Annotated in this window: 11 protein-coding genes; 8 read left to right on the forward strand and 3 right to left on the reverse strand. The window is 55.2% G+C overall.

The annotated features are described in order from the left end of the window. The first annotated feature begins 5 nt into the window (after positions 1 to 5). Positions 6 to 2,909: a helicase-related protein gene (locus P1M51_RS19645; RefSeq protein WP_276275255.1), complete on the forward strand. Its 2,904-nt coding sequence runs from the start codon at positions 6 to 8 to the stop codon at positions 2,907 to 2,909. A gap of 85 nt (positions 2,910 to 2,994) precedes the next feature. Here the strand turns inward: P1M51_RS19645 and P1M51_RS19650 are convergent, their stop codons facing one another. After that, entirely contained in the window at positions 2,995 to 3,846 is an 852-nt protein-coding gene (locus P1M51_RS19650) for a MutH/Sau3AI family endonuclease (protein ID WP_276275256.1), read from the reverse strand. A 197-nt stretch (positions 3,847 to 4,043) separates the two neighbouring features. Here P1M51_RS19650 and dcm point away from each other — a divergent pair, with 197 nt between their 5' ends. The 5 genes from dcm (at position 4,044) to P1M51_RS19675 (ending at position 10,198) form a co-directional block, all read left to right on the forward strand. Then, positions 4,044 to 5,255: a DNA (cytosine-5-)-methyltransferase gene (gene dcm / locus P1M51_RS19655; RefSeq protein WP_276275257.1), complete on the forward strand. Its 1,212-nt coding sequence runs from the start codon at positions 4,044 to 4,046 to the stop codon at positions 5,253 to 5,255. A gap of 92 nt (positions 5,256 to 5,347) precedes the next feature. Then, a complete protein-coding gene (locus P1M51_RS19660) occupies positions 5,348 to 7,213 on the forward strand; it encodes a DNA cytosine methyltransferase (protein ID WP_276275258.1) in 1,866 nt (621 codons plus the stop codon). A gap of 314 nt (positions 7,214 to 7,527) precedes the next feature. Next, positions 7,528 to 8,031 (forward strand): hypothetical protein, encoded by a 504-nt coding sequence (locus P1M51_RS19665; RefSeq protein ID WP_276275259.1) that lies wholly within the window; start codon positions 7,528 to 7,530, stop codon positions 8,029 to 8,031. Next, positions 8,024 to 8,638 carry a hypothetical protein gene (locus P1M51_RS19670; RefSeq protein WP_276275260.1) on the forward strand — a complete coding sequence of 205 codons (615 nt, stop codon included), beginning with the start codon at positions 8,024 to 8,026 and terminating at the stop codon, positions 8,636 to 8,638. Before P1M51_RS19665 ends, P1M51_RS19670 begins: the two co-directional genes overlap by 8 nt. A gap of 624 nt (positions 8,639 to 9,262) precedes the next feature. Beyond that, positions 9,263 to 10,198, forward strand: a complete 936-nt coding sequence (locus P1M51_RS19675; protein WP_276275261.1) for a transcription initiation factor IIB family protein — start codon at positions 9,263 to 9,265, stop codon at positions 10,196 to 10,198. A gap of 183 nt (positions 10,199 to 10,381) precedes the next feature. Here P1M51_RS19675 and P1M51_RS19680 read toward each other — a convergent pair whose 3' ends face one another. Further along, complete coding sequence (locus tag P1M51_RS19680) at positions 10,382 to 11,215, reverse strand: endonuclease/exonuclease/phosphatase family protein (RefSeq protein ID WP_276275262.1); 834 nt, start codon at positions 11,213 to 11,215, stop codon at positions 10,382 to 10,384. Positions 11,216 to 11,379: 164 nt separating this feature from the next. Between P1M51_RS19680 and P1M51_RS19685 the strand changes: the two genes are divergently transcribed. Then, complete coding sequence (locus tag P1M51_RS19685; RefSeq protein WP_276275263.1) at positions 11,380 to 11,787, forward strand: SWIM zinc finger family protein; 408 nt, start codon at positions 11,380 to 11,382, stop codon at positions 11,785 to 11,787. A gap of 314 nt (positions 11,788 to 12,101) precedes the next feature. Here the strand turns inward: P1M51_RS19685 and P1M51_RS19690 are convergent, their stop codons facing one another. Further along, positions 12,102 to 12,686 (reverse strand): YdeI family protein, encoded by a 585-nt coding sequence (locus tag P1M51_RS19690; protein ID WP_276275264.1) that lies wholly within the window; start codon positions 12,684 to 12,686, stop codon positions 12,102 to 12,104. Between the two features lie 385 nt (positions 12,687 to 13,071). On the opposite strand from P1M51_RS19690, the gene P1M51_RS19695 reads away from it, so the two are divergent. Further along, positions 13,072 to 13,584, forward strand: a complete 513-nt coding sequence (locus P1M51_RS19695) for a winged helix-turn-helix domain-containing protein (RefSeq protein ID WP_276275265.1) — start codon at positions 13,072 to 13,074, stop codon at positions 13,582 to 13,584. Positions 13,585 to 13,691 lie beyond the last annotated feature (107 nt).

Below are 13,691 nucleotides of genomic sequence, written 5' to 3' on the forward strand. Positions count from 1 at the left end.
CCTTCATGTACGATTCCGGCCAGCACGTTCATATTGACGGCCACCCGGCGGAGGTCATCTGCACATACAGCGTCGGCGACTTACAATATCTACGCGCGTACATCAAGGATGTCGGTGTCAAGACTGTCGCACTAAGAGATGTTGAAGTCGAAGAAGCCGATGATTCCATCGCCACGCTCACCGAGAAGGCGGCGGAGCTACACCCCCGCCACGAGGCTGTCTCAGCGGACCGATTCGACCTGCGTATCGAGGCGCTAAACCTTACCATCGCCCACGAGCAGGGAAAACTGCTCTCAATTTCGAACTCACTAGTTCGTCTCGAACCCTACCAACTTGCCTGTGTAAACGAGGTTATGCAGTCACTCAGACAACGCGCACTCATCGCCGACGACGTCGGGCTCGGAAAAACTATCGAAGCGGGACTCATCCTCAAGGAACTGCAAGCACGTAATCGGTCCGATAGGGTTCTGTTCGTCGTCCCTGCACACCTCCAAAAAAAGTGGGTCCGCGACATGGACCGCTTCTTCGACCTCGACCTCACGGTCGCAGACCGCACTTGGGTCGATGGAGAGCGTCGCCGGCTTGGTGATGAAGCTAACATTTGGAATCAAGACAACTTACAGCTTGTCACGAGTATGGCGTTCCTCCGTCAAGATGGGTTCCAGTCCGCCCTCGAAGAGGCATTCTGGGATGTCGTTGTTATCGATGAAGCCCACAAGGCCGGCAAACGGGGTGAAACTCCTTCGAAAACCTCTCAGATGGCCGAACGAGTCGCCCACAATTCCGAATCATTGCTCCTGTTGAGCGCGACGCCCCACGATGGGAAAGGGGAGGGGTTCCGCTCGCTTATCAGTTACATCGACCCGTTCCTTGTTGCCGAGGATAGAGACCTCACCCGTGAAATGGTCCAACGGGTGATGATTCGTCGTGGAAAGACGACCATCTTTGATGAGAACGGTGAACGCCTATTCCCGAACAGGGATGTCCAGACCCTCGAGGTGTCGATGTCCCCTGCTGAGAAACAGCTGTACGTCGGTGTCACCGAGTACGTTCGCGACGTGTACAACCAATCGGACCAGCTGAACCAACCTGCAATCGGCTTCGCGATGGCACTGATGCAAAAGCGCCTCGTCTCCAGTGTCGGAGCCATTCGTGCGACACTCCGTCGTCGGTTGCAAGGGCTTCTCACCGAGGGTGGCACGGACCAAGAACTCTCACGTGATGCTCGAGTGTATCTTGAGGGCGATGATCTCGAAGAGGAGGCCCGTGAAGCTGCAGAGCGTGAACTTGAACGGCTCACTATTCCGTCGGGTGACGCAGCCCTGCAAGCTGAAATCGACACTCTGCAAGAGCTCGTCGCTTTGGCAGAGAAGATTCCGGTGGATACGAAGACACAAAAGGTAAAACGCTACATCCAGCAGCTATTCGAGAAACATCTCGAAGAGAAGGTACTGTTGTTCACCGAGTATCGCGATACCCTCGAGTACCTTCTTGATGAGTTCGCAGACCAGCCATGGGCTGAAGAAATCCTCGTCATCCACGGCGACGTTTCGAAGGACGAACGTCAAGAAATAGAAGACGAGTTCAATTTTGGTGAACCACGGTTACTCCTCGCAACCGACGCCGCAAGTGAGGGTATCGATCTTCAGCACCGATGCCACATAATGGTAAACTACGAGTTGCCGTGGAATCCGAATCGGCTCGAGCAGCGCATTGGCCGAATTCATCGGTATGGGCAGGAAAAGGAGGTGAAAGTATGGAACTTCCAGTTCGACGGTACCCGCGAGAGCGAAATCTTCGAGTTACTACAAGAGAAGGTCGAACGAATCCGCTCGCAGGTCGGCTCTACCGCAGACGTCCTCGGGATGCTAGATGATGTTAACCTGGATAAACTCATCATGCGATCTGTCCAGAACAACGAGCCTGCTTCGGCGACGGCAAAAGAACTGGCCGAGCTCATCGAAGAGCGTGAAACAACACTCATGCAGTGGTACGACCGCAGCCTCATCGACCCGACCACGTTCGATGAGGAGAGTCGTGAGCGTATCCAGGCGGTGATGGATGATTCGGAAGATATCTTCGGCACCGAAGCCGACATCAGAGAGTTCGTCGAGCACGGCCTCGAGCTCTTCGGCGGCCATCTCGAGAAGTCGGGCAACCAGCTGTACACGCTTCATATTCCCTCGCCCATCTCTGAGACTGGGGTCAGTGAAGAACGGGGGCCGATTACCTTCTCTCGGGAGTTCGCTCGCAATCACAAAGAAATCGACTACCTCTCGCCCGATGACCCGATGATTACCAAGCTACGCGAACGGATACTGACTGATGATGGTGGGACGGTTGGGCTGAAGCTCCTGACTGCTGTTGAAGACCCTGGAATCACTTTCGTTTATCGGGTAGCCTTCGAGGATGGGACTGGAAAGACACTTCGTGAAGAGTTGGTTCCTGTCTATGTCGATTTACCAAATGGGAACCCACGGCAACCACTTGGTGAGCAGGTTCTCACTACAGACACTATCCAGGCGAAACCAAATGGTGATACAATTCGTCAGTTGTTATTGGAACGAGACCGCCTCGAGACAGAAGCTGAACGCTATATTGCGAAGATTATCGGGTCGTTGCAAGCTGAAATCGAATCTGTACGTACAGCTGATGTCACACAGGAACGAGAAGATTTAGAGGATTATGCAGCCGCAGAACGCGAACGTATTGAATCGTTCATCGAACAGTACGAAGTCCAAGCAGAAGCTGGTAAGGACATGACCATCTCTATTCGGAACCAACGCAACCGACTTGCACAACTCGAAGCGCGTATCAAGAAACGACAGGAAGAGCTGAACCGTCGCGAGCAAGTTGTCTCGATAGCTCCAGAAATAGAAGCGTACTGTCTTACACTTCCTGTGGGTTAGGAAGATGACGAAACCAGAATTTCTCTCGTCCTGCTATTCCTCCAGCCTAACCTGAACTCTCGTAGGTAAACGTCCTGCAGTTGGGTTATTGAGAGAAGTCGGAGAGACCGGATTGTCCTTGACTATCCCCAGTCAAGAACGTCTCAACCTCGGATGCATCGGTCGCACGTTCTTTCGACCTGGCCCATAGAGCCTCCTTCTTCACGTACTCAGACCGTCCCTTGGGAACGATTTCGAGGTTCGCATCATCAGCAAGCATGCGAAGAAGGAATCGAGATGGGATACGCCAGCTACGGCGTTCCGGCTTCTCCAGATGCGGGTGTCCACTGTTCACGACGTACGAACCTGGCTCTCGGTTCGGGAAGTCGTAGTTGTGCTTTGGACAGGTCTGGAGGATGTCGTTCCCGGCCTTCGTTTCACTCAGGTGTTCGCCCTCGAGAATCTGCTGGCGAATCGTTTCGTACTCAGCCTGAATCTGCTCGTCGAGGTCTTCAGATGGAGACCAGTGTTGCCACCAGACAAAGGGGAATTCACTCCGGTCGCCACCGTCATGATGGAACCAGACGACGAGCAGGTTCAGAAACTTCCTGTCGAGTTTCTTGATATCTCGCCAGTACTCGGTTTCAACGACTTCCGCATAGTCAATCATCCCAACACTCAGCGGTTCCTTCGGGTAAAAATAATCGCCGTACGACGTCTTCAGTGGCTTACACTTGAGCTCGATTCCCTCCTTCCGGAAATCAGGTGCAGGATCATTGTCGTTGGCCATCCCGTAGTAGATTTCTAACAGCTCCCCAAGTTCGCCTTTTACCTTAGTGGCCTCAGCGTCGATGAACCCTTTCTCAACGATGTCACCGAAGTTTTGCCCCAAGAGAGCGTCTGATGCGGCTACTATCTCTTCGTAAGAAGCGTCGCGGCCGATAGGTCCCATTTCCATGATTACTTCTCCAATTTTCAAGGGGAAATAACTTATCAATATACAGTCATTTAATTCCACTATCAATCAGATTGGAATTATCACCTTCCAGTCATTTCCACTCGATAAAAATTACACCAATCATACATTCTTGAGCGATGCATTCAACGTTGCAAAACTAAACGTTGAAACCCGATGACGTCGCACTTTCAATAAGAATGGGTTTGGAGACCGTCGAGTTATTCGCAGGAGTCGGTGGATTCAGAATCGGACTCGAAAGAGCCGGTCACGAAGTCATCTGGAGCAACCAGTGGGAGCCAAGCATCCAAGCCCAGCACGCATCGGAGTGCTACGTCGCACATTTCGGCGAAGAGAACCATACCAACGTAGACATCAAGCAAATAGACGAATCGAGCGTTCCTGACCACGACTTGCTTGTTGGAGGATTCCCGTGCCAGGATTATTCGGTCGCAACGACAGGTGCCGAAGGTATTAAAGGGGAGAAGGGAGCTCTCTGGTGGGACATCGAACGCATCGCACGTGAGAAACGCCCAAATTACCTGCTCTTAGAGAACGTCAACCGGTTACTTCGCTCGTCTACGGACCAACGAGGACGTGATTTCGGTGTACTCCTCCATTGCCTTCATGACCTCGGGTACACCGTCGAGTGGCGCGTCATCAACGCGGCTGATTACGGCTACGCGACGAAACGCCGCCGTGTGTTCATCTTCGCCGCCCAGGCGAATACCGAGTGGGGGCAGTGGATGACCTCGAAGGTTGAAAAGCCTGATTACCTCACCCAACGAGGCTTCTTTGTCGACGAATTCCCCGTCGAAGATGTTCAGACCCAACTGCCCATCGCTCATCCCCCGAACACGACGCTCGAAGGCGACCCGAAGGAGACGAGCGATGAGTTCGAATTCGATTTCGAGGAAGCTGGTGCGATGGTCGATGGTGGCATCTGGACTCGAGAGGTTACACCTGTTTATCAGGGGGGGACAGTCCTCCGAGACGTACTGGAAACGGATGGTGTTCCTGAGAAGTACTATCTCGATGAAGAGGAGGTTGAACAGTGGGAGTACGAGAAAGGTGCGAAGGAAATCGAACGGGAAACCGACGATGGGTACACCTACACCTTCAAAGAAGGAGCGATACCGTTCCCAGACCCGCTCAATGAGCCTGCACGGACGCTCCTCACGAGTGAAGGTACCACCGCTCCTGGCCGCGTGAAACACGTCGTCGAAGATCCTGCCATCGGCCAACTTCGTATCCTCACGCCTCGTGAGGTCGAACGTATCATGGATTTCCCAGATGACTGGACCGATACCGGGATGCCCGAATCGTGGCGCTACACGTGTATGGGGAACGCACTGGTCGTCGGTCTCGTGGAACAGATGGCCGAACAGCTCACTCGAGATCCGGATAACTGAACGTCAACGAAAGTGTAATTTCTCGCACCTCGGACGGGTGAAATCGGTATCGGATCGAAAGTTCTTAATGCGAAGACGAACGAGAATGGTGTATGAGCGAGAAGCCGAGGGCAATCGATTTGTTCTGTGGTGGCGGCGGGTTCAGTGAAGGCCTTCGCCAAGCAGGATTCGAAATCACACACGCCGTCGACATCGATAGCGGTGCGGTCGAGACGCATGAACTGAATCATCCGGACACCGAGACCATCAAGAAAGACATCATGGACCTCGACCCAGAGGACCTACCCGACGACGTCGATGTCCTCTTCGGTTCGCCGCCATGTACCGAATTCTCCTGGGCAAAGAACGGCGGGGGCGGCGATATCGAAGCAGGGATGAAGCTCGTGAAGCGGTTCCTCTACTTCGTCGACGAACTCGACCCTGATTACTGGGTGATGGAGAACGTCCCTCGGCTGAACAACTACCTCCCAGAGACCATCGACTTCGCAGACGTTCCATGGGGTGAGGGAACCCATAGCGTCGATATCACGAAGGTCATCCTCGAGGGTGATGACTATGGAACCCCTCAGCGCCGCAGCCGTCTCTTCTCGGGTGAGTTCCCCGTCCCGGAACCATCGGAAGATTCGGTTCCGTCCTTCGGTGACATCAACCATCACTTCCCGACGCCCGCCACGGGTATCCCCGAAGGAGCGACGGCCACCGACCCGAACTACGATATCGAACTCCCCGCAAAAGAGCTCACAGACCACTTCTACATCAGTCACGTCACGAACCGCGAGGCTGAGGAGATTCGCGTTCGCAAGGAAGACCACTCCTATTACGGCCGGATGAGCTTCCCCGACGACCCCGAGGTTCCATCGAGAACAGTACTCGCGACGAACCGCCGTGTGGCTCGTGAAACCCTCGTGATGGAAGAGGCAGATGAAGATACGCCAGATGGAATCAGTCGATTCCGGAAGCCAACGATTCGTGAAATCGCGAGTATCCAAGGATTCCCTATCACCTATCAGTTCACGGGGAGCTCACAGGCGAAGAAATGGCGACGGGTGGGAGACGCGGTTCCTCCGACCATGGCGTTTCGCGTTGGCTGTGCGATTCGCGAAGCGATGGGACTCGACGTTCCAGAAAAACCAACCATCAATCGCGACACGCCACATCCGGAAACGAATCTGAATGAGAAAAATCCATCCTGGCGTGGCCGTCGTCGACTCTCGATTTCACGCAACTTCCGGCATCACGTCCCGGTCGACAGCAAGCAAAAGTTCCGCGTGGACCTCGAGACAGACAAGGACAGCTCGCCACCGCACCCGTTCGCCGCGCAAATCGACCAGGATTTCACCCATCCGGTCGAGTTCGGTGCCAAGCTCTATCGTGGTTACTCGACGGACGTCGTCTCGACCCAGGTCGACTTTGAGACGGCAGCTGAACTGGTAGAACAGCTCATCGAGACGCAGCCTGAACAGGCGGACACGGTCCATCAGGTGGTCTCTGGATTCCTAACCCGCCTCGGTCCTGTGACCCCAGACGCGACGACGTTACAGGCGATTCGCTCCCGGAGAGCGGACCGTGACGAGCCTCTCGAGTTCACGCTGCTCTCGACCATCTCCTCGTACGACGGCGACGGCATCGTCGACGAAGCGCTCCCGAAGGATGTAGCCGAAGGCATCGACCCACTCACGGTCCCGGACCTGTTCGACGATGCGACGGAACTCCCTGTTAGGGTTCTGCTCAAACTAGTCGGCGCCACCTATCTGGCTGAGAAACTGAATCGGTGTTCGAAGTGGCTGCTCGCGAATCCCGAGGAGGCGTTCATCCCAGAGGATTTCTCGGTAGACCGTTCGGAAATCGAGTTCACAGGCTTGGAATGCCAACGCACATACTGTATCGATTCAGAAATGGAGAGGCTTCTCATCGACTCACAAACAGGCGAGAACGCTGTGTCTGCGAGTACGGACTGATTGATTTCCGGATTATCTAGTGAGTACATCTCATAGTTCTGTTCATTCCTTCAGTTCCTTTGGGTGTCATTTTTCCACATTCTACCAGCGCACGGCTTCACTCAGCTCACTCCACGTTCATCAAAGTCTCGTCGGTATTCTTTAGAGTCGGTACACTAGATAGAGCTGAAACCTACATCTGAACTAACAAATGCCAAAACCACAGGGTTTATATTGCCCTGCGGGAAGGCTCTCACGAATAGTTCACCCATCTCCAATATGATTATTCACTACTCTGGCACCACCTGAATTCGATTTTCCTCTCAGATTGTACCATGAAAAGGTACCTAGCACCGCTTATAATCGGTAAGCGGCTCGCAAACAGCAGTGGTGAACTGTCTGAAAAAGACATCGTACTCCTCCGGAGACTCTACGATGGGATGTCAGATGAGGAACTCCTTGGCGAGGCCGCCATCGAGTTCTCTGATGACATCTCAATGAAGGGAATAAGAGACGTGAAGCAATTGTTCGAGAAGGTACTCGGTATATCGTACTGGGAATCGATGCGGCGGACCGACCTGGAGACTGAGCCGAAGCGTTTCGGGGAGAAGAATTGTGATGTGGCGCTTGCTACGTTCACTGACACGTCGACGTTCGCAGACGTCAAGCGACTGATGTGGTTCCTCGCAAACCAGTACGCAGTACACGACTCGATTGACTCGGGATTGATACAACAGTTCGACGACCTCGAAGCGGCTGTCAGCCAAACTGCAGACCTCGCGCCACTGAGCCGAGGTAAAGCTGAAAAACGCATCTGGGCGGTGTTGATGGATGAGTAAGTTACAGGGGCCACCGACCGTGAACTGGAGGGGACTCAACGGCGGCGAGAAGGATGTCCTCGCGAAGTTCATGTTCGAGGGGCCACTCGACATCACTGCTCTCGAGTTCGTTCACTGTCAGGTCCCACTCGGCATCCAGCGTGTCGACGACGCCTACCGCGTCCAAGACGGGAAACCGACCGGGTACAATGAGAAGTTCGCGCGGTCGTACGCGGAGTTGTTCAGCGAGAATGGCGCTCCGTGCGGGTTCTGGAAGTCAGGAAAAATCTCTGACATAGGGGGGTTCCTCTTGCAGTCCTACACGCGGTCTATCGACGCCATTGCGGTCGGTCCAGCTGAGGTACACCTACTCGAGATAAAAACATCTGGTGAGAAAATCGAGAGTTCGAGCGATGTCGATAAACCACTGGGCCAGATTGTGTCCTACACCAACCTCTTCAAGGAGGATTATCCGGATGTTTTCCGGAATCGGGCGCTCAAGCGTTGGATAATCACGATGGAGTCAAAGGTCGATATGACGCTCGTTCGCCCAATTCTCGCCGAGTTCGACGTTGGCTTCTTCGACTGCACTCGACCTGACTGCACCATCATTCCAGAGCGAGTATAAGCCGGTCCGTGGGATAGACGGTGATTCGAATTCCGGAATCCCACCTTCCAAGGTCTGTTAATCGGAGATTGCCAGCACGATTTGGAGTGGTGTTGATACGAATAATCCAGGCCTACTGGTCAGCCTCCTTTCAGGTCAGAGCATTCACAAATCCGGTGATGGCGCCGTGTGCCAGGCCATCTTCCCCACCCAACACAGTGGTGCCCGTGAGCTGAGTCGGAACACGTGTGCGGCGTTGAACCACGAATATGGGCTCGATGGCGACTGACAGTACCTGTGTGGGAATACACTGAGCGAGCAGCATCCCAAGCTCATGCAATGCGCAGGTACTCACTTGAACATGAGTGAGGCTATCGCGGAAACGACCGAGAAGTGGGGACTCGCTGGAGGACCAAATCGAGTGGCAGAAATTCACAGTGAAGCATCTCATGGACTAGATGGGCCACGAACTCGGGAACTTCCCCGTGTGAAACATGGTCAGGTTTACCCCAGCGATTTCCGTTCGTATAAGAACCGCCCATTGCTCATCCAGATTCAATCTACTGACTCCCTGAATCTACTTCCCTGACCGCCAGTTTATGCGCCCCTGAGGGGCGAGGGGCTTGCTGTCCCTCGTGAGTTCGAATGGCGACGAGAGACATCTACAAAACGGCGTTCGACGAAGACGTACAGACATCCCAAAATTCCTGCCCCGAATGCGACGGCAGAGTGACCACGAACACCCACGAAACCGTTTGCGACGATTGCGGCCTCATTCTCTCTGACCAAGCCATCGACCCTGGCCCAGAATGGCGGTCGTTCCCCGAAGACCAATCTAACCCGGAACGGACGGGGGCACCGCTCACACCCTCGCTGCACGACCAGGGGCTGTCGACGACCATTGGCAAGCACCACGACGGAAAAGGGCGTGCCCTTTCACCGAAAAAACACCGCCAACTCAGACGATTGCGCCGTGAACAAGGGCGTGCACAGCGCTCGACGACGCGAGAACACAATCAGATGCGTGGGTTTTACGAAATTCGACGCCTCGTGAGCGCGCTCGGCCTTGGCCAGAGCATCCGTGACCAGACCTGTGCCCTCTTCACCACGGCTCAGAACGAAGACCTGCTCCAAGGACGCTCACTGGAAGCCATCGCAGCTGGATGCGTGTACGCGGTGTGTCGCTGCAATTCCCTCCCCCGGTCCGTCGCAGAAATCGCTCGGTTCGCCCAGTGTAACGAGGATTCGGTTCGCAACGCATTCGCGGTACTGAACACGGAACTGAGCTTGCCAACACCTCCTCCCACACCGCAGCAGTTCATCCCGCAACTCGCCTCGGCGCTTGACCTCTCTCCAGAGGTGAGACATCGCGCAGTCGAGTTCACAGAACAGGCACGAGAGCTGGGTATCGACAACGGCTGTAATCCGGCTGGCGTGGCCGCGGCGTGTCTCGAACTGGCGAGCAAAGCGGTCGACGAACGGGTCCTCCAATGCGAGTTAGCTGCAGAGGCTGACGTCTCCACGGCAACGCTCAGAAAGCATCGCGAAGCGCTCGCGGAAAAATTGGTGGAGGGACAGTGAAATGTTCCGCCCACTACAGTGGATTTTCAGAATGGAGAACCTACCTAAAGTCGTCTATGAGTGTCGGCGGTGTGGGATGTCGGTCGAAGACCGTACTGCTGTGTGTCCATACTGTGAGCAGAGTTCGATCGCGACATACGAACTCGTGTAACGTTCCGTTGTTCGATTGTGACAGATACAACGTTAGATTTCGAATTCTGCGACGATTGGCGCGTGGTCGCTGTAGTCGTATCCTGCGGACAGATACCGACAGTCGTTGAGCCCGAATTCCTCAGACATAAACAGATGGTCGAACCGCTTCGTTCGATCCCAGCTCAGGTCCACATGGTCGATGTCTCCATATCCATGCACGGCGCGAAACGCGTCGATGAGTCCGATGTGACCAATGCCCTTGAGCAGATTGAGCTCTGCACTCACCCACCGATTCCGTATCTCTGCTTCTTTCTCGTACCCAAAGGGGATGGCTTGCCCATCTGCGAGTTCTGTGTTTGGGGCGTTGAAATCCCCGGCCAGAATTCGTGGCTTTTCGCCCGTCGTGGTCATCCACTCGTAGACTTGTTCGAGAATGATGATCTTCTCGACACCCCAACTACTCCCGGGGACGGCCCTGATGTTCAAAACTTCAATCGTCGCCTGTGGGAGTTCGATATCGGTGATGAGGATTTTCTCAGGGAACGCTGTGTCAAGCGTGTCCAGCTCAACGGGTGTGCCAGTCGAATCACGGCCGAATCTGTTCTCGGAGAGACGCCAGTCCTCGCGAACAGCCGTGATGTGGCCATTGCTATTGTCGAGGTCACGAGCCCACTCGATGGTGTCAGTGAGCGCAGTGTATCCCAACGTTTCGAGTAATAACTCGTGCCAGAGGTCTCGCTGGTTCGGATTCACTTCTTGGAGGAGGAGGATGTCTGGGAGACGATTGAGTGAGTCGAGCCACTCGACTTTTGCGTTGACAGCGGCGGATGACCCGGCAGGAGGGAATGTCCCGTCAACATTCCAGGACATGACACGAATTGACATGCGAATTGTACAGGGTGAGCTACTATACAACTTTGGCAACCGGGAGGGATTGGTGTGGATGGTTGGTAGAACTTTGAACATCGTGTTTTCGGGGGTTTCGCACGCCAGTTTATTGGCCCCCGAAGGGGCGCGGGGCCACTCACAACTGGCCTCGCTATATCCCCATGTCAGAACACATTTTGCAGCGACTGGAGTACACGAATCGTTCCCTGAAACGCGCCCAGTACGAAGCCTTCGAGTTCTCCCTCACCGAGAGAGGCGTGCTCGTCAGAAACGGCAGTTATGTCGACCCGGAGAATCACGAGTATCTCGTGACGGTCAAAAACGGCATCCCAACGAACTGTGAATGCCCTGCTAATATCCACTTCGAAGGTGCGTGTAAACACCGGCTCGCCGTGGCAATTCGCGCACCAATCTTGCAGGCCGCACAGAAGGTCGAACGCGTCGTGACCGATGGTGGCGTCGCATCCGCGAAGCCCCCAGAGGCGGACGAGCCCGCCTGTGAAGAATGCTTTCCGGGGTTCACCTGCTGGGAGTGTTACCTCGCGGAGAAATCGACGTTAGTCGAATGACTGGAACACACAGAAGACCAGCTTGCCACGAAAGCGGTGGACCTGCAAGAGGAACTTGCGGAGTTTACTTCCACGGACGAGGTTGAATCACCGACCGCGCTTCGCACATCTATTGCAAGTGGTTGCTTCACGCCGCAGAGGCGCACGAGCGGCTCGAAGCTGTCTCGGAGTGGGAGTACGCCCGGTATCGGCTGTCGATCGTTTGTGATGCGCTCGAGCATTACGATACGTATAGTTCGTCGCGTCCCGCGTCGGCATGACCGGCGGTCGTTCAGGCAGTGGGTCTGGGGCGGACCGTTCCTGAAAAAGACTCATTACAGCCGCCGCTTGTTGTTCTCGTCGTATGCTCGGAGGTCCTGCGCCGCAAGTTGGACCGTTCGTTCGATGCGCTTTTGCCTGGTTTCGTCCGTCTTAGCCTCCTCGACGGCCGCGATGAACGCGTGCTGGTCAGTGTTCGAGAAGTTCTGGAAATTCTCCCAGGCGGTCTCGTTCTCACGCAGCGCCGCCTCCAGTTCGGATGGGATTTCGTGGTCGTCGGCGAGCCGATAAGCAGCCGCCCACTCGCCCGACTCCTTGGCCGCTTTGACGAGTTCCATTCCGGCCGAGGTCATCTTCTCCGCCTCGATCATCGCTTCGACCCGCTCCGTGTTCGCCTTCGACCACTTGCTGTCGGGATTCCTGGGTGTGAATCGACGGGTGTACGTCTCGTCGTCGATGCCCTTGACCAAACCGTCGATCCACCCGAAGCAGAGCGCTTCCTCGACCGATTCGCCGTACTCGATACCGGATCGCTCTGCGTCGACCTTGTAGTAGCCGACCCACAGCTCCGTGGCTGTGTCGTGGTGCGCTTCGAGCCAGGCGCGGAACTCGTTGCGAGAGGCGAAGAAAATTGGGTCCATCGTTCAAGATGGACATCGCCCGTCTACAATCATAGACTGTTCGCCTGAGCGAATTCATCTCCCAGCTCGCGTCAGGTTTCGATGTTTCAGACGCTATTCGACAGCGAGCTTGAAGGTTGGCTGAACAGTCAGAATCGACAGGAGTAACGTCCAGTGTCCGGACATCCGGCTTCGCAGCGGCTTGCATATACAAGGCGGGTCGCGAAGAGGGAGATGGTTGACGCAGACGGAGAACGCGAGGGTGACGGGTCACTGCAACGACCATCCAGTCGCATCGAGATACCTTAGAGGAGCAGGGAGCCTGACAACGCTTCTGGACAAGCGTCTCTGAGAAAGGAATAGTTTTCTCAAGAAAGTATATTTTCTGGAGCGCGTAGCACCCAGTATGACTGAACCGTGGGATGACGTCAACGAGCAGGTCAAAGCCGACTGGAAAGCCGACACCACACCATTCGAGCGGGTGTACGAAATCATCGAACAGACCCACGACGGGCAGTCCGCAGCCAACATTGCTGACCGAGCGCTCGTGAGCGAGCCAACGGCACGCCGACACTGCAAGGCGCTCGTGAACACCGGGTTCGCCGAGACAGCGCAGGACGGGCAAACGACGCTGTACAAACGAAACAGCGACCGGATTTTGATGTCTCGGATCCACGAGCTTCGTAACGAAACGACGCGGACAGAGCTGCTTGACAGCATCAGAGAAATGAAGGCCAAGATTCGGCGCTATGAGGACCGCTACGACGTAGTCTCACCCGAGGAACTCGCCCAGCACCTCGACGCCGACGAGTCGAAGGGTTGGGACGACCTGACCGCGTGGCGCACGACGCGGCAGAATCTCGCCGTCGCCCACGCAACACTCGCCTACGATGAAGCCAGCCATCAGCTCGCGGCATGAGCGACCACAACTGGTCGGGGAAACCACACCCGCAGGAAAGTCTCAACGAAGTGTGCACGGACCCTCACGGTGGCTCCGTGGACCGGTCGGCGAATCCCCAACAGAGG

The organism is Haladaptatus sp. QDMS2, assembly GCF_029338295.1.
In the GTDB taxonomy this organism is placed as follows: Archaea; Halobacteriota; Halobacteria; order Halobacteriales; family Halococcaceae; genus QDMS2.

Excerpts from the sequence above, each read along its gene's own strand:
- P1M51_RS19645 (WP_276275255.1), top strand. The coding sequence starts at position 6 with ATGTACGATTCCGGCCAGCACGTTCATATTGACGGCCACCCGGCGGAG.
- P1M51_RS19650 (WP_276275256.1), bottom strand. The coding sequence starts at position 3,846 with ATGGAAATGGGACCTATCGGCCGCGACGCTTCTTACGAAGAGATAGTA.
- dcm (WP_276275257.1), top strand. The coding sequence starts at position 4,044 with ATGGGTTTGGAGACCGTCGAGTTATTCGCAGGAGTCGGTGGATTCAGA.
- P1M51_RS19660 (WP_276275258.1), top strand. The coding sequence starts at position 5,348 with ATGAGCGAGAAGCCGAGGGCAATCGATTTGTTCTGTGGTGGCGGCGGG.
- P1M51_RS19665 (WP_276275259.1), top strand. The coding sequence starts at position 7,528 with ATGAAAAGGTACCTAGCACCGCTTATAATCGGTAAGCGGCTCGCAAAC.
- P1M51_RS19670 (WP_276275260.1), top strand. The coding sequence starts at position 8,024 with ATGAGTAAGTTACAGGGGCCACCGACCGTGAACTGGAGGGGACTCAAC.
- P1M51_RS19675 (WP_276275261.1), top strand. The coding sequence starts at position 9,263 with ATGGCGACGAGAGACATCTACAAAACGGCGTTCGACGAAGACGTACAG.
- P1M51_RS19680 (WP_276275262.1), bottom strand. The coding sequence starts at position 11,215 with ATGTCAATTCGTGTCATGTCCTGGAATGTTGACGGGACATTCCCTCCT.
- P1M51_RS19685 (WP_276275263.1), top strand. The coding sequence starts at position 11,380 with ATGTCAGAACACATTTTGCAGCGACTGGAGTACACGAATCGTTCCCTG.
- P1M51_RS19690 (WP_276275264.1), bottom strand. The coding sequence starts at position 12,686 with ATGGACCCAATTTTCTTCGCCTCTCGCAACGAGTTCCGCGCCTGGCTC.
- P1M51_RS19695 (WP_276275265.1), top strand. The coding sequence starts at position 13,072 with ATGACTGAACCGTGGGATGACGTCAACGAGCAGGTCAAAGCCGACTGG.